Below are 18,700 nucleotides of genomic sequence, written 5' to 3'. Positions count from 1 at the left end.
GTCCGCCGGCTGATCAGATCAGCCGGCGGAGCCGATAAATGGTCCTCTGCGGTTCTTCCGACTATCAGCCGGCCCGACCGTCGGCGGGGCCGGAACCCCATTTCTCCTCGTCCATCGAATAGATCGCCGCTCTGCTCGAGTACATCGCAGCCGCGTTCGCCAACTCGACACGGGTGTTGATGTCCAACTTCTTGTAGACCTTGCGGAGGTGGTAGTTCACCGTGTGCGCCGACAGATGCACCTGTTTGGCGATCTGCCGATTCGTCAAGCCCACGCTCACCAGATAGGCGATACGTTGCTCCATGTCGGAAAGAGCGGACCAGCGGGTGGCAAGCCGCGAAGTGCCCTCTTCGGAGTGGGTCGACGCGACCGGCCGTGCCCCCGCCGGCGCTTTGGCCGCATAGAGCTTGGCGAGTTCCTCGGTCGCCAGGGCCACTGAGATCGGATCCGGCGACTGCACGATGATGAGCGCGAGCGCGGCCGGGGCACTTTTCGCCAATGCGTTCGCATGCATGGCGGTCAATCCAATAATCGGGAAATCCGGATTGTCCTCCGCCAGACCGTCGACCGTCCGGAGAACGCTGTACTCAAGGTCGCTGTCGCCCACGTCTCGCGCGAGAAGCACCAGGAAGGCAGCGGCACTCGGAACCTCGATGTACAGGCTCCGCTGCGTCGGCAGATGGCTGTACTTGCCGGACAGTAGCTGGGCCGCCTCCCAGGGTCCTTCCTTCTTGACCGCGATGAGCATCTCGGCCCAGGCATACTGCACGGAGTCGAGCACCACCTGGCTCGCCGCGGCGGTATGCGCCCGCTGCAGGTACTCGATGGCTGCGGGCAGGTCCTCCATGTAGAACGAGGCGGTACTGAGCACCGAGTAGGCAAGGGGTCCGAGCATGGGAACGGCGTCCCGCTCCTCCGCGGCGATCGCCAGCGCCGCCTCCCGACGCGCGTCCCCGATACGCCCGGACTGGAGGAACAGCCGGGCCCGCATGGCCGCACACGCTGCCGTCCAGACCGGTACGGGCAGTCCGCGCAGACCGGCCTCGGCGTCATCGATCAGCGTCTCGGCCGCGTCGAACTCGCGAAGGCTCACAAGTTTCCCGGCCAGAGCGAGTTGGGAATGAAGACACCAGACCGGATGAGCATGCTCGCTGAGGCGAACCGCGTTGCGACCGAGCTTGAGGCCCTCGGCCAACCGCCCCGTACGCCACAGCACATTGGATCGTGCCGTCAGCGCCATCGCTGCGGCGATATCGCCCGGCCCGGCCCCTCGCTCCCGCAGGATCCGCTCGGAGGCGATCTCGGCTTCTGCCCTGCCGAGCAGGTGGTAACCCAGAATAAGAGACGCCTCCGCGTCGAGCCGAGCGGCCAAAGAGATGCCCGGACTGGCGAGAACACGCTCCGCCGCGCGGACTCCGGCTGCCGCGTCCCCGTTCATAATCAGGCTGTGCGCCCGGGAGCACGCCCCGCCGGCTTCGTCCTTGACCGTGCCGGACGATTCGCTCGGCCGCTCGGCCAGCCATAGCCGCTGACCGTACGCCGGGGTACGTCTTCTGGAAAGACTCATCGCCTCCCGCCGCAGGGCGTCACGTGCGGGGGCGGGGATGGACTCGATGATCGCCTGCAGAACAAAATCGCTCTGAAACGCGAGTTGGTGCTCGGCGGCGACGACGAATCCTGATGCCATTGCCTCATCCAAGGGAGAGAGCAATGTTCCTGAAGATCTGTCCAGCAATCCTGCCACATCCTCCAGTCTGAAGGATTTCCCCAATGCCGCTGCCACCTTCAGGAACTGCTGACAGTTCGCACTTAGGTCATTCAGCCGGCACACCACAAATTCCAGGACGCGACGGGGAATCCGCCGCGAAACCAGTTTCAACGTGCCATTAACTCCCCGACCGCCACTGACTTCCCGAACAAGCCCCTCCTCGGCAAGCCCGAGCGCCAACTCGGCGAGTAGCTGGGGATTCCCGCCCGCGCCGGCGGCGAAGTCGATCAACTCATGGTCCAAGGCGGCCCCGAGGATGTACCGCAAGACCCGCTCGTCGGCATCCTCGCCCGGCGGCCTCGGCACCAACCCGTTGGTGACACACACGGCGGCCAGAACCGCGTCTGACCTCTGGTTCTTTAGTTTCGGTCCCGTTGTCATAATCCCCCCGAGATTATGCGCACGCACCTGAAGGAAAAACTTTAAATCGATAGGTCACGATCACGCTACCACAAACAATGGCGCTCATGGATCATGTTTGGGCCGCATCCCCGGCCACCAGGCATCAGGGGTAAGTCGTGGCCATTCGGGCAGCCGCGACCAATATCGGACTAAACTGAGCAGTAACGTCAACGGCATTACTCCCCGCTACTCTTTCGCTCACCTTCAGCCGGGGCATCGCTCGCCCGTCCCGACATGACTTACTACCCCTTGTCGTGCACGTGATCGGGGCGTGTCGCCGAGTCGGGCGGAGCTGGTGGACCGCTGACAGGGACACGGCGACCCCCTCGCGGGTAGGTCTATGTTGCCGCCGGCACTCTGGCGCCCTAGATCAGCGGCGGGGCTGCCCACCGAGGTGTGCGGGCGACCAAGGCCGGCGCGGCTGCGCACCAGCGGGGGGTGCAGCCCGTCCCGGCCGGCCTCGCCTACCGCGCATCGCCCCAGGTGTTCCTGATCGAACGCACAGTCACCGTGGGCCGCCGCACCACACCTACCAGACGCAGCGCCCGTCGACCGGATCGAGCGCCTGCCGGGTCGGAATGGTCGCCATGGCTCGTCCACCCGAAGCACCCCGACGCGCGGAATTCGTGCGCTACTGGAGGGTAGCGGCCGAGCATCGAGACACCTCGTGCGTCGTACGAAATTGCGCGATCGCGCAAGCGCTGCTCCGTATGCCGCCTCAGGTGGCGATGAATCGGCGCGAGATTGACGTTCGCCCGAGTCGTCTACCATGACACCTGAGCATCACGACATCGATGCGGAGACAACGGACACTCCGATCGCCGGGCCGGTCGGGCATTTCCGAGCGGTCCGGCACGTCGATATCCTGAAATTGCGGTTCAGTCAGTACACATTGACCGATTTTGACGACAGGTGCAGCCAGTTGAAAGCCCTCGCCAGAACGCCACCAGCGGTAATGCTCAAACATCGACTGCGACATAGAGCCGGATACTAGCAATTTACGACATGACGGCAATCCTGTTTCCCGCGAGTTCCACCAGCTGGTCCGGGAACCGATCCGGGTCCGCTCAAATGAACTCAGCTTGACGCGGTAGCCACCGAGACATTGACTGATTCGGATGCTTTTCTGCGCAGTAGGCTGCCTCCCGAACCACAGAGCCCCTCTCGACGACGGCGAATGCCGACGAGCTGTACTGCGGATGGAGTACCGCGCCCGTGGTAGCGCGATCCGAAAAGTGCCTTCATCTGTATCTCGACGCGGGCACCCCCGAACACGAGTATTGCACTGCAAGCTAAATAACTATGAGGAGAAGCTGATGCCTACCGAGAGTCCACGTACTGATGGAGCTCTGGCGGGACTGGCCCGGTTCTGTTATCGGCGTCGTCGACTGGTGCTCCTGAGCTGGATCGTCGGCGTCGTCGCCGTGGCGTTCCTCGGCTTCAGCTACGGCGCTCCCTCCGACAATTCGTTCTCCGGCGGGGACTCCCACTCCGCCCAGGCCCAGGCCCTGGTCGAGAAGCACTTCCCCGACCAGCAGGGCGACACGCTCACGCTCGCGATCAAGGCGGACAAGGGAATCGACGACCCCGCCGCTCGGCAGAAGATCGAGAAGGTCCTCGCCGACCTGGCCGCCTCGCCCATCACCGGGCCGGTGATCTCGCCGTACGAGGACCAGAACCTCGTGACGGAGGATCGTCGTATCGCCAGGACGACCATTCCGCTGACCAATGTGGACGTGTCGATGTCCGAGGTCAAGCCTCTGGTGGACACCGTCAAGGACGCATCCGCCGACGGCGTGACGCTGGGGCTGGGCGGCGAAAAGGCCGAGGAGGCGGAGACGCCCCCGCAGGGCGCGGCCGAAGCGGTGGGCATCCTGGCGGCAGCGGTGATCCTGTTCATCGCCTTCGGGTCGCTGGTGGCGATGGGCCTGCCCCTCTTTACCGCACTGCTGGCGGTAATCGGCGGCATAGCCCTGATGCAGCTCGCGGGGCACCTGATCCCCTCGCCCGACTTCACGGTGATCGTGGCCGTCCTGATCGGACTCGGCGTAGGAATCGACTACGCATTGTTTATCCTGACCCGCTACAAGGACAGCCTGCAGGAGGGCGACGATCCCGAGAGCGCCACGGTCAAGGCCATCACCACTGCGGGTCACGCGGTTCTTTTCGCCGGCACGACCGTGGTGATCGCGCTGCTGGGCCTGGTCGCCATGGGCCAGAAGATGATGATCGGCGTGGCGATCGGCGCGTCGACGACCGTGCTGGTGACGATGAGCGCCGCGGTCACCCTGCTGCCGGCGCTCCTGGGCTTCACCGGCCTCAAGATCAATTCGCTGAGCCTCCCCCGTCGGACGACCCGCCGGACGGCGGCAACCGGCATACCGGCGCGGGAGCGCCCCACGCCCGCCGAACGCTGGGCCGGCGTGGTGCAGCGCAAGCCACTCATCGCCGCGGTCCTGGCCACCGCGATCCTGCTGGTGCTGGCCGCACCCGCGCTGTCGATGCGGCTGAGCCTGCCCGACGCCAGCGTTCAGCCCCATGACCGGAGCAGCTACACCTCGTACGAGATCCTCTCGGAGGGCTTCGGCCCCGGATACGGCGCGCCCTTCATCTTCGCCGCTGCGGTCGACTCCCGCGACGCCGACCTGAGCCCCGTCGTCGAGGCGGTCCGGAACACCGAGGGCATCGCCTACTCGACTCCACCACGGATCAGCGAGGACGGGCAGGCCGCCATCTTCATGGCGTTCCCCAAGACCGGGTACCAGGACGAGGCGACCGCGGACCTGGTGCACGAGCTGCGCGACGACGTGCTGCCCGCGACGCCAGGCGGCGAAGACGTCTACCTCGGCGGCCCGAACGCCGGCGCGATCGACTACGCGGAAGACACCAGCTCACGACTGCCCCTGATGATCGGGGTCGTCATCGTGCTGTCCCTGGTGCTGCTGCTCCTGCTGGTCCGGTCGGTCACGATCGCGCTGCAGGCCGCGGTGATGAACCTGCTGTCGATCGGCGCGGCCTATGGCGTGCTGGTCGCGGTCGTGCAGTGGGGATGGCTCGGCTCGGTCCTCGGGTTCCCCACCGAGATGCCGATCACGACCTGGGTGCCGATGATGATGTTCCCGCTCCTGTTCGGCCTGTCGATGGACTACGAGGTCTTCCTGATCTCGCGGATCCGGGAGGAGTACGAGGCCACCGGCGACACCCGCAGGGCCGTCACGCGCGGCTTGGCACGGACCGCCAAGGTCATCACCGCCGCCGCCGCCATCATGATCGCCGTCTTCACGACCGCCCTGCTCGGCCCCGACGTCTCGGTCAAGCAGATCGGTCTCGGCATGGCTGTCGCCGTGCTCGTTGACGCCACGATCATCCGGATGATCCTCGTCCCAGCGGTGATGGAACTGTGCGGCAACGCCAACTGGTGGATGCCCGGACGTCGGGCGCCAAAGATCACCTCGGCACCCCCGGCCGAGGTTGAGGAAGCGGCCAGAGTCTGACCCTTCCTCGGGAGGAGTGCGGGGAACCCCCTGAACACATTCCCCGCACTCCTTCCCCAAGCCCCCACCGCAATAGGGTCCGACATACGGCGAGTCGCTCGGCCCGATCGTGGTCGCGCCGATCGCCGGTGCCCCCGCCGCTCAAAGCTCGCAGAGTTTTCGGTGGAAACTGATGTCGTCGAGTGTCTGGTGAAGTTCGGCAATACGTCTGTGGGCTTCGGCGGTCAGTTCCGTGTGGAGCCGCTTCCAGTCATCGAAGTTGGACTCGGGCCAAGGGTCCCCAGCAGGGTTGCGGTCTCGTTGATGCTGAGCCCGATCCGCTGGGCGACCTGTGCAACTCTCACCCGGCAGGCGGCGTGGTCATCGAACCGGCGCTGGTTGCTGCTGGTACGGATGGCGGTGATCAGGCCACGAGCCTCGTAGAACCGGACCGCCGAACTGCTTACACCGCTGTCCCGGGCGACGTCTCCGACGGTGAACGTTGCCAACAGAAATTGTCAACGGCGATCCGGCACCGGCGGGCCAGACGGATCAGGGGAAAACACATGCGTGATTCAGGTAACCAAGTACGGCGGTCCGGCGGTACTGGTGCCGGTAGACCTGCCCGACCCGCAAACAGGGACCGGCGAGGTTGTCGTACGGGCCGAGGCTATCGACACCATCTATCTTGAAACCCAGATCCGGGGTGGTTGGGGCGAGGTGTTCGGTGTCACTCCGCCGTATGTACCCGGCGGCGCAGCAGCGGGAACGGTGGTCTCCACCGGTTCGGGCGTCCCCGCATCCTGGGTGGGCCGACGAGTCGTTGCCGGCCCCGGAACGCGGGGATCCTATGCCGAGCTGATCCGCACCGGCACGGACCGGCTGGTGCCGGTCCCCGACGGCCTGGACCTGCGGGCCGCGGCTGCTCTTGCGCACGACGGCGTCACCGCCATCGCCATCATCGATGGGGTTGGAGTCAAGCCGGGCGACCGGGTGCTGATCCTGGGAGCCGCGGGCGGCATGGGAACGCTGCTGGTCCAGCTTGTGCACCAGCTTGGTGCACAGGTCGTCGGGGCTGCCCGTGGCGCGGTCAAGCTCGCGCTGGTGCGGCGGCTCGGCGCCGACGCTGTCGTCGACTACACCGAGGACAGCTGGACCGACGCGGTACGTGACGCGTTTGGCGGCCTGCCGGTCGACGTGCTGCTGGACGGCGTCGGGGGCCCTCTAGGCAGGCAGGCATTCCATCTGGTGGCCGACGGCGGACGCGTGTCGTCGCATGGGGCGGCGAGCGGCGACTTCGCCACAACGGACCAACAGAGCACCGGCTCCCGCGGCATTGTGGTGCGTGGTATCGCGGACGTTCAGTTCGAGGCGCCGGACATGGTGCGGCTCGCAAGCAAGGCTCTGACCGACGCCGCGGCGGGACGGGTACGTCCGGTCATCGCACAGGAATATCCGCTGTCCATGGCAGCCGACGCTCACCGTGCGATGGAGGCTCGGTCGATCCCGGGTAAGGCGCTGCTCATTCCGTGATGGGCCGGTCGACCGCTCCCAATCGCCTGTGGTTTTCGGCGTTCATCAGCACCAGGTAGGTGCCGTCCGGGTCTGGACGAGCCGTATGGCGGGCACGGACCAGCTCATCACCGTGCTCCCTTAGGGCCCGGCCGGTCGCCGAGCACCCCGTCCACCAAGTGGCCCGCCGCGCCGAGATACCGGGACGGATCGCCGATCCGAGCCAGGTCTTCGGCGGTGTAACGGTCCCGCAGTTCCGGTGTTTCCGCCAGAACGTCGAACAGGCTACGCAGGGTGGCCTCTGCTTCCGCTGAGGCCCGGGTCAGCACCTCCTTGATCCGGTCCCGGCCGACCGTACGGGAGAGCTGGGCGGCGATCCGCTCGGAGGTGAGCTGACCGCGAGTGATCGTGAGGTTGACAGCCATCCGATCCGGGTGGACCACCAGCCCTCGTGCCAGTGTCACGGCCGTCTCGGCGGCACCGCCGGTCAGCCGCAGGCACTCGCGCAGCAACAACCACTCGGCGTGCCACACCCCGGCGGACCGCTCGTCCTCACTGACCAGCGCCTGGGTGAGTCCGGCCGCCATCGGCGCCACCTGGAGAGCGGCGCTGCGGATCAGCGTGGCGAAGACCGGATTCCGCTTGTGCGGCATTGCCGAGGAAACACCTCGACCGCTGGCCGCAGGCTCCGCCACCTCTCCCACCTCGCTGCGGGCCAGCGAGAGCACGTCGACCGCGATCTTGCCCAGAGCGCCGGCCACGAAGGCGAGCACCGCGGCGAGGTCCGCCAACGGAGTACGCAGCGTGTGCCACGGCAGCGCCGGCCGGCTCAGCCCAGTCTCCTCCGCGAACGCCACCACCAGGCGGTCCACGTACTCGGGACCGGGCTCGGTGACGCCGTCCAGCGCCGCGTACTCGAGATAGCCGGCCAAGGTACCGGCCGCCCCGCCCAGCGACACGGGCAGGCCCTCGTCCCGTACCCGACGCAGGCGGACACGCGCGTCCACCAGCAACTGATGCCAGCCCGCCGCCTTCAGCCCGAATGTCGTGGGCGCGGCGTGCAGGGCCAGCGTGCGCCCGGCCATCGGCACGTCGCGGTGAACGAGGGCCAGCTCGGCGAACGCGTCGGCGGCCTCGCCGAGATGGCCGTCCACCACGGTCAGTGCGTGGTGTGCGACCATCATCGCCGCGGTGTCCAAAATGTCCTGGCTGGTTGAGCCCCGATGGACGTACTCGGCGGATGCGGGGTCGAGCTCCGCGACGGCTCGGGTGAGTCGGCTGACGAGTGCCACCACCGGATTCGCGGTGTCCCGGGCGGCCAGCGCGATCTCCCGGAGGTCAAAGAGCTCGGCCCGGGCAGTACGGGTGATCACCGCGGCGGCCTGCGGCGGCATGGTGCCCAACCGGGCCTGTGCCCGGGCCAGCGCCGCCTCGGCGTCCAGCATGGCCTGCAGCCATGCCCGGTCCCCGACGACCTGCTCGACCCTCGTGCCGGCGCGCACCGGCGACAGCAGCCCGCTGTCTACCGCCACGTCCACGTCGCCCATCACACGATCACCCCGTGGATGCCGGCGACCCCCGAGGCGTCACGGTCGGTCACCGTAGGCCCCACTGGCGGCAGTGACCTGAGTTCCGACGCGATCGCGTCGGCGTCGGCCAGGATCACCGAGTCGACGCCGGGCCGGACGCCGGCCGCGGTGACCCAGTGCACCGACTCGGTGGGCACACCGAACGCGAACCGGCGAGGGTGCGCCTGGTCCTGGGCGTCGATGACCCGGTACGGACGTTCGGTCACGGCCAGTCCTCCTGTTTCATGTCTGCCTCCGTTGCCGTACGGGATCCGGTACGGCCGGCATTGTTCGGTGTCGAGCATGTGGCGCAGCAACGGCTCGGCTGTGCCGGGCAGATCCGCCTCGGGTAGTCGCGCCTCGATGAGAACTCCGGCACGCACCGGCGGCCCGGGCACCACCCGCGACGTCGCGACGAACGCCGGCGTCTGCGTGTCGATGACGATCTGGGTACCGGGCCCGGTCAGCTCCAGGACACCCGCCTCGATCAGCGCGACCATCTCCTCGACGCGCCGAGCCGGTGGACCGATCGACAGGAATGCGTTGAGCGGCGTGTACCACCCGGTCAGCTCGTCGCGGTAGGAGTCGCCGTCGATGCCGCCGTGATCGACCGCCAGGCGGATTTCGTTGCGCAGATCACGAAGAACGTCCAGAGCGGCCTTCAGCGGCCCACGAACATTGCCCGCGTGCGCCTCGGCCACGTCGCGAGCCAGGTACTCGATGAGCCAGGCCCGGAAATCATCCCGATTGCCGAAGGTGCGATCACGGTACGGATGGGCCAGCCGCTCCCAGTCCCAGCGGTCCACCGTCGGTACCTGGCACTCGTCGAGCAGAGCCGCGTGCCGCCCTTCCGGCGCAGCCAGGTAGCGCTCCACGAAGGAATCGGCCTGGTCGACCGACCCCGCCCGGCGCAGCCACGTCGCGTAGTAGACGCTCTCCACCTCGGCGGCGATCAGTGGCCACAGGTCCCGCCGGAACCGGATCGACTCGCCGCGCGCACGACGCGCTCGCAACTGCGCCACCGCCTCCGCGGTCAGCAGCCGGGGCATGTACCGGCCGGACACCCCCTTCTGGTTGTCGCCGCGGGCGTGCGCCGGCACTCCGCGCCGCGAACTGGCGTACAGCATCGGCTCGGCCCCGCTCGGTCGGTACCGCAGGCGCCGGTCGGCCCGGTCAAACGTTCCCCCCCGACCCACCGTCAGCAGGATCAAAAAATCGAAGAAGGTCAGCCCGAGCCCCCGCAACAGCACCGGCTCACCCGCGGCGATGTGATCCAGATCGACGTCGGCCGGACTGGCTGGGGGCAGGTAGGTCAGCCCGTGGATCCGGGACAGGCTCGCGGCGCGGGCCTGCCGGGGATCCAGCCGGGAGGCCACGTGACCCAGGGTGAGCACGACGGCGTCCAGGTGGTGCAGCCGGGTGCCGTCGGCCATGCGTACGCCCTGCGGGCCGCCGGTGACGCCCGAGGTGTCGGCGATCGCCACCGCCCGGGAGCGGTGACAGCGAACCGACATGTGCGGCGGCGCGTTCGCGACGACCCGACGGAAACTGTCCCGCAGGTAATGGCCGTAGAACGCCCGGCTGGGATAGTCGTCGGGGCCGAGTTCCCGGGCCTCGTCGAGGATGGCCTGGTCGTGCCCGCCGAGCGGGCCGAGCAGCGCCACGCTCTTCGCCCACTCGTAGAGGCTGGGTCCAGGCTCGATCGGGCCGCCCAGCCGAGAACTCGGGTCGGTGTAGACGGTGATTTGCGAGGCGACCGTATTGGTGAGCAGCAGCCGTGACTGGTCCGTGCGCCACACCGCGCCGGAACCAGGGACGGCGGGATCCACCACGTGCACGGTGATGCTGGCGCAGGCCCGATCGCGACGTTCCTGGGCACAGAGTCGTTCCAGGACGGACAGGCCGCGCGGTCCGGCGCCGACGACACAGATCTCCAGATGACCGGTACGGGTCATTGCACGGCTTCACTCGGTCGTCGGGCGGCTACCCGGGCCCCGTGCATCCAGGCCACCGTGTCGTACAGGTGCTCCGGCGCCATCGCGGCGAGTGCGCGGTTGCGGGCCGACGCGGCGTCGCCGGCAGCGTGCCAGAGCCGGATGCTGTCGCGGGAGATGCCCTGTACCGCCGAGGTTCGCTCCCGTCGCGCAGCGGCGTACTGGAGGAGCACCCGGCGCACCGGCTCGACGCCGTGGCCGAGCAGGTCGCCGAGTACCACCGCGTCCTCCAGGGCCTGGCAGGCCCCCTGCGCGGCGTAGTGCAGCATGGGGTGCGCGGCGTCGCCGAGCAGGGCGACCCGGCCGTCGGTCCAGCCGTCGATCGGTGGCCGGTCGACCAGCACCCAGGCACGCCATTCGTCGCTCAGGCTCAGCAGGTCGCGGACCGCAGGGAGCTGGGACATCGCGGCCCGCACCAGGGCGCCCTCGGTCGGACGGCCGGCGATCAGCGTCGGCGCACCGTTGGAGTGGCTGGCCGCCATGTTGAGGTAGGCGCCGCCGCTGATCGGGTAGTGCACGAAGTGGCAGTCCGGGCCGGCCCACCAGGTGACGGCGTCCCGGCGTACCCGGGCGGGAACCCGGTCCATGGGGACGATGGCGCGGTATGCGGTGATGCCGGAGTTACGCGGCTCGCCGTCGTCGATCATCTGACGGCGGATCCGGGAATGGATGCCGTCGGCGCCGATGATCACGTCGGCCGGCAGCTGTTCGCGGGAATCCAGATGGACGGTGGCGCCGGCCGCGGACTGTGTGTACCTGGCGACGGACGCGTTGGGGCGCAGGGTTATCCGGGGCCGCCCTCGGCAGGCGTCGAGCAGCTGGCGGTGCAGCTCTGCGCGATGGACCACCACGTACGGGCTGCCGAATCGACGCTCGTACTCCTCGGTCAGCGGCATGCTGGTGACGTGCTCGCCACTCACTCCGTCCATGAACCGCAGCTCGGACATCGCGACGGCGCTCGCCCGGACCTGCGGGCCCAGGCCCAGCACGTCCAGCGCGTACAGGCCGTTGGGCGCCAGCTGGATACCCGCGCCCAGCTCGGTGAACTCCGGCTGGCGTTCCAGGACCGTCACGTGATGTCCGTGTGCCGCCACCGCGAGGGCGACGGCGAGCCCGCCGATGCCGCCTCCGGCGACCAGGACACGTACGGGTGCTCGCGTGCTCATTTCGCCGCGCTGCCCCGGTCGAGCAGCTGTCGGGCCAGCTCCAGCCGCTTGATCTTGGTGGTGGCGGTCTCCGGGAGGTCCTGCAGACGCCACTGCACGGGCTGTGCCATGGGAGGCAGGGTGGCGACCGCGGCGGCCCAGCGGGCGATGTCGAGCGGGCGGTCCCCGTCAGTGCAGATCACCGGGACCGGTGGCCCTTGCGGAGCCGGCAGGATGATCACTTCGACGAGTTCGTCGAGTTGGGTGAAGAGGGTGTCCTCGACCGCGAGCGTGCTGCCGAACCCGTCGATCTCGTCCACCTCACGGTCCAGCAAGTGCAGGCAACCCCACCGGGTCCGGTAGCCCAGGTCGCCCATCCGCCACCACGATCCGTGGCGCTGACCCTCGTACCGCTCCTGCTCGCCGAGGTAGGTCACGATGCGCCCGTCGGTACGCACCTCGATGTAGCCGGGATTCTCGGAGGTGGGGCGGCGCCCGTCCCGGCTCACCACCCGCACGTCGGTCATGCCGGGGAACGGCATGCCGACGCAGCGCCCGTCGGCGCCCTCCGGCCGCTGGCGGGTGAAGGCGCGGGCAGCCACCGGACCGACCTCGCTTTGCCCGTACAACTGACCGAAGACCGGATTCGGATACGCGGACGCCGCGAGCATCCGCCGCACGGTCCGTGGATGGATGGCATCGAACGTGCTGCTGAAGTAGCGCACCGCGGCGAGCGGCCGACGAGGGTCGTCCGCCAACCGCTCCCAGCGCAGGAACGAGTTGGGATGGGTCTCCAGCACGCCCGGCCGGTGGGCCGCGAACAGATCCGCGGCGCGGTCCGGGTCGTTGTCGGCCAGCACGATCAGCGGAAACCCCCGCAACAGGGTGATCGCCAGAGCGGTGAACAGCCGGGAGTGCACGAAGGAGACGTGAATGGCCACCGGGCAGCGGCGCCGGACCAGCGCGGCGATCGACGCCTGCGGCCGGTAGCGCGCCTGGAGCGTCCGGCTGGTGTGGACGGCCAGCTTCGGTATGCCGGTGGTGCCCGAGGTGTGGGTGATCAGGGTGGGCTGATCCGGCACCATGATGATCGGAGCGACCTCCGGCACGCCGGTCAGCGCCCGCAGGGCGGTGGCACGGGGATGCTCGCCGGCTGCGAGCAGCACCCCGGCGGTCTCGGTGAAGACCGGCTCCGGCAGCTCGTGCTCGAGCTTGGCGCGGTCGGTCAGCAAGTATGGCCGGCCGGCGCGACGGATCAGCTGAAGGACCGTGGCGCCGTCGAGCTGGGGAGAGAGCAGCACCGGCACGGCGCCGATCCGGGCCAGCGCGCATGCGGTCAGCGTGATGTCGAAATTGTGAGACTTGTACACCACCACGCGGTCCGTGGGCCGCACACCCACGGCGTGCAGCCGGGAGGCGACGTCGGCGATCAGGTCGGCGATGGCACCGACGGTGATCCGCCGCCCCAGCTCCGGCGCCACGTCGAGGTCGTGGTCGAGGGTGATGTCGGTGCCCGGGTGGGCGGCCGCGGCTCGCTCGAAGAGCGTGCCCAATCGGATGCCGCGGTTGGCGATTCTCTGCAGCAACATGTCAAGACTCCTACCGCTCGCTCTCGACGATCGCCCTGATGCGGCGCAGCGTCTCGTGCAGGTCGGCGCCGACCTTGGCGCCCCATTCGGTGATGAACCGCCGGCGCTCGTCGTCGCCCATGTCCTGGATGATCTTTCGGATTCCCTCGGTGGGCGTATCCATCCGGAAGTGGTGCACGAGCCGGCAGCCGTTCGGCTCCCGGATCATCCGGAAGCCCCACACGCTCGTCTGGGCACGGCCCTGGCTGTCTCGCATCGCCCAGCTGAACTCCGTGCCGGGGACGGCCGTGTGGATCTCCGCCTCGGTGGTCCAGGTGCCGCGCACGACCGGCGCCCAGGAGACGACGTCCTCGCCGCGCAGGTTGTGCCCGCGGAACACCGCGCCGGGCGTACCGGGGGTGCCGCTGATCCACTCGCCTCCGGTGCACTCGGGGCTCCACTCCCGGCTGCGGGGAAGGTCGCTGACGAGCGCGTACACCTCGGTCGGGGTGGCTTCGACGATGAGTTCCGCCTGTGATTCGAACAGTGGCGTGGTGGTCTCGGTTTGGGCCATGGGGAGAATCGTCGGTAGCGACTTCCGGGGGGTCAAAGCGTTCGGAGCTGATCCATCAGGTCGCCACCGTCGCTCGCGCCGACCGGCGAATTACTTGATTCACGCCATATTCTTCGCGCCGTCCGACGCTCTAGCCTGAATCTCGGGTAGCGATCCAAGTGCGCGGCGTGACGATGGGTGATGCGACATGCACACCCGCTCGGCATCGTCGGAAGGTGCCGCGCGCCAACGCCCGGGACGCGACTATGGACACGGGGAGAGTCATGTCTACGAAGATCGACCAAGGCGCCACCGTGCTTGCGGAACCGCTGCTGTCGGCCCACCCACGTTACGGATCCGTACACGTCGCTGAGCCGGACGGAGTTGCCGGCCAGGTGCAGGGCCTCGCGCCACCGCAGGACGAGGGAACCCTGCTCCAGGACATCGCCCGTCAGGGGCGGCGGCTGCTCGACGCACCGGTCGCATTCGTCGCCGTCGTGTCTGAGGAGGGGCCCGCGATCACGGTACGCGCGGTGGACGGCTCCGGCATGGGCAACGAACTGCGCCTGCCGGGGAGCCACCCGTCCGCTGCGGCGCTGCTCGACGGCTCGTCTCTCTGGTGCCTCTCGGACGATGCCCGGGGGGCCGCCGGACAGCCCGGGGTCGGCCCGCGCGACCCCCGCGAGGAACCGTTGCACCCGGTGATCGCCGTACGACTCGGCCGCGTTCATGGATCCGCCCCCCGCCGTTCGGTCACCGCGCTGTACCTCAGCGACCGGCGGCCCCGGGCGATCATCGTCAGCGAGCGCATCCAGCTGACCTCGTTCGCCCGGCTGGCCGGTGCGGCGATGGAAAAGACGCAACTGCTCGACCTCGCGATCGCCCGGCTCTATGGGCTCGAGCAGCAGTCCGCCCGCGCCGCCGCCGACCTGGACCGGCTACAGGCTCTGCGCTCGGTGCACTACGGCTTCATCGACCTGGCCGTGGCTAGGGGTGACGCACAGGCTTTCGTCGACGAGGCGGACCGGCGGATCGGCGGATCGGTGCGTCTGTGCACCGCCGACGGCCTCGTGGTTGCCGCGAGCCGCCCCACGGCCGGACGCGGCGGCCTCACCGAGGCGCTCCCTGGTCCGGCCGCCTCCGGTCGGGATCCGATCGCCCACGACGTGCGTTCCTGGGTGGTCCCGGTACTGGCCGGTGACCGGCGAATGGGAAGCCTGCTCGTCGAGATCGACAAAGCGCCGGGCGAGCCCGATCACCAGCTACTGCTCCTGATCGGCCAAGCGGCGGCGGTCATCCTGCGGCAACTCGACGACAGCATGGAGAGTCAGGCCCGGCGGGCGCTGCTCAATGAAATGATCACCACGCCGAAGCCCGCCGACACACTCGTGGAACAGGCCCGCAGGCTCGACGTCCACCTGGACCGGCCGTACGTCGTGGTGGTCCTGCGTCCGGACGGCGTCAGCCCGCACTGGGCGTCGGTGTGGAGCGCGGCATTCGCCGCCCGTAGCGGTGGGCTGTCCGCCATGCACGACGGCGACATCGTGCTGCTACTGCCGGGAGACACCGACCCGGCCGAGGTCGCCCGAACGGCCGCCGACGAGTCGGGATCGCTCTTCGGCCGGCCGGTGACGGCAGCCGCCTCCAACCCCAGCTCCGGCCCCGTAGGCGTGGCCGCACGGTACCGGCAGGCCCTGCGCTGCCTGGAAATCATGATCCTGATGGACCTGGGCGGCCGTGGCGTATCCGTGCAGGAGCTCGGTTTCCTGCCCATGCTGCTGGCCGGGCGGGAGGGCATCGACCAGTTCATCGACACCACGCTCCAGCCGATCCTGGACTACGACCGGCACCGCAACGGCGACCTGGGCCGAACGCTTGACGCGTACTTCCAGTCCGGGCGCAGCCCGACCAACGCGGCGAAACTGCTGCACATGCACCCGAACACCGTCACCCGGCGGCTGGAGCGGGTGACGCGGCTGCTCGGCCCGACCTGGCAGCGCCCGTCACGGGCACTGGAGATACAGCTCGCGCTCCGCCTCCACCGCCTGCTCACCGAGCTGTGACACCCGCCGGGTCAGCCGGGTACGACGAGTGCCCGGCGCCCGCGCATCTCTCCGTCCTCCACCATCTGGTGCACCTTCGCCATGTCGGACAACGGGAAGCGGACCACCTCCCGTGGGTTCAGCCGGCCCGCGGCCAGCAGCCGGTTGACGGCGCCGGCAGCCTCCGCGAGCTCGGCGGTCGTCGCGTGCGAGATGACGAAGCCGACGATCGACCGATCCATCATGTAAAGGTCACCGACGGGCAGTGCCGGCCTGGTTCGGGCACCGGCGAGCAACACGATCCGGCCGCGGGCCGCGAGCCGCCCGACCACCAGATCCAAATCGTTGGTGCCGGAGGTGTCCAGGTAGATGTCGATGCCCTCCGGGCAGGCCGCCGACAACCGTTCCCCGAGATCGGGCGCCGCGTAGTCGATGACCTCCGCAGCGCCCGCGGACCGGCAGAACGTCTCGTCCCGGGGCGCGACGGTCGCCACCACGCGACCTCCCAGGGCCACCGCCAGCGTGATCAACGCCGTGCCGACGTTGCCGCCGCCCCCGCCGACCACTACCGTCTCGCCGGGACGCAGGCGTCCGTGCACGGCCAACGCCAGGTACGCGGTCGCGGCCGGATGCAGCACGGTTACCGCCTCCGCCGACGCCTCCGCAGGCAGGTGATAGAGCCGATCCGCGGGCACCACGACCCGCTGCGCCGCGGCGCCCTGGCGGCCTCCGTGGCCGAGGCTGTTGCACCAGACCCGCCCCCCGGCGTGGAAATCGGCGACACCATCACCGGCGCGTGCGACCACACCGACCAGGTCGCGGCCCACGACGAACGGCAGCGGGACGTGCGTCCGGAACACGCCCGAGCGAACAAATGTGTCGACATGATTGACCGTCGTGGCCACGACGTCGACAAGCACATCGGTCGGTCCGGGATGCGGCGTGGGCAGATCGCCGTACCGGATCGCGGCGGCCGGCCCGAGCCGGTCGATGTACGCGGCACGCACGGTCGTCACCGCAGCACCAGGCTTTTAAGGCCGTCGTCACTCTGGAAGAAAGACATGCGCATGGAATCGTCGGCGTACGGACCCGGCGCCGGGGGCTCGTCCAGGGTGATCCCGAACCAGCGCTGGTATGCCTCGAGCACGGCGGCGTCGCCGACCAGGGTCTCGGTGGTCTGCCGGCCGTCGGCGAGGACGGTCAGCTTGTTGCCCTGCAGGGTGACGCGGCCATTCTCCAGGGGCAGGGAGCAGAACATGTTCTGCAGGAACGGTGACGCCGGATGGGTGCGGTACCACCACAGGTTCTGCCGGAAGTCTGGCAACTCGGCCGGCTCGTCATAGAAGCGGTACTGCAGCAGATCGTTGCGGTACACGTCGGTGGTGTCCGGCTCCGGGCGTCGTGTGCTGAACCGGCCGTGCGGATCCACATGCGGCTCGGTCGTGCCGAGCCGCATCGGAAAACGACTGCTCTTGCCGAAGCCGACGTCGGACATCCAGCGTGAGCCGGTGTCCGGGAAGTGGACGGTCATCATCACGTGATTGTGCGGGGCGGTGAACCGCCCGGAGATCCAGACCCGGCACTGGTGCAGCGTCACCGGGAAGTTCAGTGCCTGCAACAGCAGGTAGAAAGCGGTGTTGATCTCGTAGCAGCCGCCGCCCCGCCGCCGGTACACCACCTTGTCCACGATCCGCTCGTCCATGTAGATCTCGTGACCGAGGTGATAGTCGATGCTCTCAAACGGCACCGTGAGGGTGTGACGCTCCTGCAGGTCACGCAGTGCGGCGAGGTCCGGGCGCTCGGGTCGGTCGGCGCCGATCCGGACCAGGTAGTCCTGTACTTGCTGCTCGGTCAGCACGGTTCAGTCCTGTTCGTACGACATACGCATTGACTTGTTGGCGTGCGGGCTCGGCACCGGCGGCTTGTCGAGCGTGATGCCGAAGTACTTGTCGTACGCCGCCAGCAGATCCTCGTCGTTGGTGATCCGTTCGATCCGCCGCTGATCCCCGTCGATCACCACGAGCTTGTTCTCGCGCAGGATGACCCGCCCGTTCTCCGTCGGCAGGGTGGTGGACAGGTTCTTCAGGAACGGCGAGTCGGGCGAGGTGCGGTACCACCACACGACCTGCATGCCGTCGCTGGCCACGATCGGCTCGTCGTAGAAGCGGAACTGCAACACGTCGGCCCGGTAGACGTCGGTGGCGTTGTCGGCGACCCGCTTGGTCGAGAAGGTGCCGTGCGGGTCGTCCTGCGGCTGCGGCGACTCCAGCAACAGCGGATAGCGACTACTGCGGCCCAGCCCCACATCGACCAGCCACCGATCGTCACCGAACCGCACGGTGCTCACGGAGTGGTTGTACGGGGGCGTGAATTCCTGCCCGAGCCAGACCCGGCCCTGGTGCATGGTGATGTCGAAGCCCAGCGATTCAAGCAGATAGTGGAACGAGGTGTTGATCTCCCCGCAGCCGCCGCCCCGGCGCTGGTACACGATCTTCTCGACCACGCGCTCGTCGACGAAGATCTCCTTGCCGAGGTGGTAGTCGATGGTCTCGAACGGCACCGTCAGCGAGTGTCGCGCGTGCAGCAGCCGCAGCGCGTCGGCGTCGAGACGCTCCGGCCGCGAGGTGCCGATCCGGTCCAGGTACGCGGCGACCGTCGTGTCGTCGAGCATGTCT

Annotated in this window: 13 protein-coding genes; 3 read left to right on the top strand and 10 right to left on the bottom strand. The window is 68.5% G+C overall.

Annotated elements, in window-relative coordinates; all coding sequences use genetic code 11:
• Window positions 1–64: 64 nt before the first annotated feature.
• The gene (locus AC5L30_RS10100; RefSeq protein WP_494866697.1) at window positions 65–2,035 is read right to left on the bottom strand and encodes a LuxR C-terminal-related transcriptional regulator; all 1,971 of its coding nucleotides are present in this window, start codon (window positions 2,033–2,035) and stop codon (window positions 65–67) included.
• Between the two features lie 1,334 nt (window positions 2,036–3,369).
• Between AC5L30_RS10100 and AC5L30_RS10095 the strand changes: the two genes are divergently transcribed.
• Window positions 3,370–5,664 (top strand): MMPL family transporter, encoded by a 2,295-nt coding sequence (locus AC5L30_RS10095; protein ID WP_494866696.1) that lies wholly within the window; start codon window positions 3,370–3,372, stop codon window positions 5,662–5,664.
• A 224-nt stretch (window positions 5,665–5,888) separates the two neighbouring features.
• Here AC5L30_RS10095 and AC5L30_RS10090 read toward each other — a convergent pair whose 3' ends face one another.
• Entirely contained in the window at window positions 5,889–6,152 is a 264-nt protein-coding gene (locus AC5L30_RS10090; protein WP_494866694.1) for a MerR family DNA-binding transcriptional regulator, read from the bottom strand.
• On the opposite strand from AC5L30_RS10090, the gene AC5L30_RS10085 reads away from it, so the two are divergent.
• Window positions 6,139–7,176, top strand: coding sequence for a zinc-binding dehydrogenase (locus AC5L30_RS10085; protein WP_494866692.1), 1,038 nt, complete (start codon window positions 6,139–6,141; stop codon window positions 7,174–7,176). The genes AC5L30_RS10090 and AC5L30_RS10085 overlap by 14 nt on opposite strands.
• A gap of 107 nt (window positions 7,177–7,283) precedes the next feature.
• On the opposite strand, the gene AC5L30_RS10080 is transcribed toward AC5L30_RS10085, so the two are convergent.
• From AC5L30_RS10080 to AC5L30_RS10060, 5 genes are read right to left on the bottom strand one after another with little or no spacing between them, the layout of a single operon-like run.
• Window positions 7,284–8,702 carry a nitrosuccinate lyase gene (locus AC5L30_RS10080; RefSeq protein WP_494866690.1) on the bottom strand — a complete coding sequence of 473 codons (1,419 nt, stop codon included), beginning with the start codon at window positions 8,700–8,702 and terminating at the stop codon, window positions 7,284–7,286.
• Window positions 8,702–10,678: an FAD/NAD(P)-binding protein gene (locus AC5L30_RS10075; protein ID WP_494866688.1), complete on the bottom strand. Its 1,977-nt coding sequence runs from the start codon at window positions 10,676–10,678 to the stop codon at window positions 8,702–8,704. Before AC5L30_RS10075 ends, AC5L30_RS10080 begins: the two co-directional genes overlap by 1 nt.
• Entirely contained in the window at window positions 10,675–11,883 is a 1,209-nt protein-coding gene (locus tag AC5L30_RS10070; protein WP_494866686.1) for an FAD-dependent monooxygenase, read from the bottom strand. The genes AC5L30_RS10075 and AC5L30_RS10070 overlap by 4 nt, the downstream gene beginning before the upstream one ends.
• Window positions 11,880–13,451 (bottom strand): class I adenylate-forming enzyme family protein, encoded by a 1,572-nt coding sequence (locus AC5L30_RS10065; protein ID WP_494866685.1) that lies wholly within the window; start codon window positions 13,449–13,451, stop codon window positions 11,880–11,882. Before AC5L30_RS10065 ends, AC5L30_RS10070 begins: the two co-directional genes overlap by 4 nt.
• 10 nt (window positions 13,452–13,461) lie before the next feature.
• Window positions 13,462–14,004 (bottom strand): SRPBCC family protein, encoded by a 543-nt coding sequence (locus AC5L30_RS10060; RefSeq protein ID WP_494866683.1) that lies wholly within the window; start codon window positions 14,002–14,004, stop codon window positions 13,462–13,464.
• Between the two features lie 263 nt (window positions 14,005–14,267).
• Between AC5L30_RS10060 and AC5L30_RS10055 the strand changes: the two genes are divergently transcribed.
• Complete coding sequence (locus tag AC5L30_RS10055) at window positions 14,268–16,046, top strand: helix-turn-helix domain-containing protein (RefSeq protein ID WP_494866682.1); 1,779 nt, start codon at window positions 14,268–14,270, stop codon at window positions 16,044–16,046.
• Window positions 16,047–16,057: 11 nt separating this feature from the next.
• On the opposite strand, the gene AC5L30_RS10050 is transcribed toward AC5L30_RS10055, so the two are convergent.
• The 3 genes from AC5L30_RS10050 to AC5L30_RS10040 are packed head-to-tail and all read right to left on the bottom strand — an operon-like array spanning window position 16,058 to window position 18,696.
• Window positions 16,058–17,041 (bottom strand): NADPH:quinone reductase, encoded by a 984-nt coding sequence (locus tag AC5L30_RS10050; RefSeq protein WP_494866680.1) that lies wholly within the window; start codon window positions 17,039–17,041, stop codon window positions 16,058–16,060.
• Window positions 17,038–17,883, bottom strand: coding sequence for an arylamine N-acetyltransferase family protein (locus AC5L30_RS10045; RefSeq protein WP_494866678.1), 846 nt, complete (start codon window positions 17,881–17,883; stop codon window positions 17,038–17,040). Before AC5L30_RS10045 ends, AC5L30_RS10050 begins: the two co-directional genes overlap by 4 nt.
• Before the next feature lie 3 nt (window positions 17,884–17,886).
• Entirely contained in the window at window positions 17,887–18,696 is an 810-nt protein-coding gene (locus AC5L30_RS10040) for an arylamine N-acetyltransferase family protein (protein ID WP_357252416.1), read from the bottom strand.
• Window positions 18,697–18,700 lie beyond the last annotated feature (4 nt).

It is taken from the genome of Micromonospora sp. BQ32 (assembly GCF_059358895.1).
The sequence above is the reverse complement of the archived record's forward strand: the minus strand, read 5'-3'. Positions and strand labels throughout refer to the sequence as shown.

Excerpts from the sequence above, each read along its gene's own strand:
- AC5L30_RS10040 (WP_357252416.1), bottom strand. The coding sequence starts at position 18,696 with ATGCTCGACGACACGACGGTCGCCGCGTACCTGGACCGGATCGGCACC.
- AC5L30_RS10055 (WP_494866682.1), top strand. The coding sequence starts at position 14,268 with ATGTCTACGAAGATCGACCAAGGCGCCACCGTGCTTGCGGAACCGCTG.
- AC5L30_RS10080 (WP_494866690.1), bottom strand. The coding sequence starts at position 8,702 with ATGGGCGACGTGGACGTGGCGGTAGACAGCGGGCTGCTGTCGCCGGTG.
- AC5L30_RS10065 (WP_494866685.1), bottom strand. The coding sequence starts at position 13,451 with ATGTTGCTGCAGAGAATCGCCAACCGCGGCATCCGATTGGGCACGCTC.
- AC5L30_RS10095 (WP_494866696.1), top strand. The coding sequence starts at position 3,370 with ATGGAGTACCGCGCCCGTGGTAGCGCGATCCGAAAAGTGCCTTCATCT.
- AC5L30_RS10075 (WP_494866688.1), bottom strand. The coding sequence starts at position 10,678 with ATGACCCGTACCGGTCATCTGGAGATCTGTGTCGTCGGCGCCGGACCG.
- AC5L30_RS10060 (WP_494866683.1), bottom strand. The coding sequence starts at position 14,004 with ATGGCCCAAACCGAGACCACCACGCCACTGTTCGAATCACAGGCGGAA.
- AC5L30_RS10070 (WP_494866686.1), bottom strand. The coding sequence starts at position 11,883 with ATGAGCACGCGAGCACCCGTACGTGTCCTGGTCGCCGGAGGCGGCATC.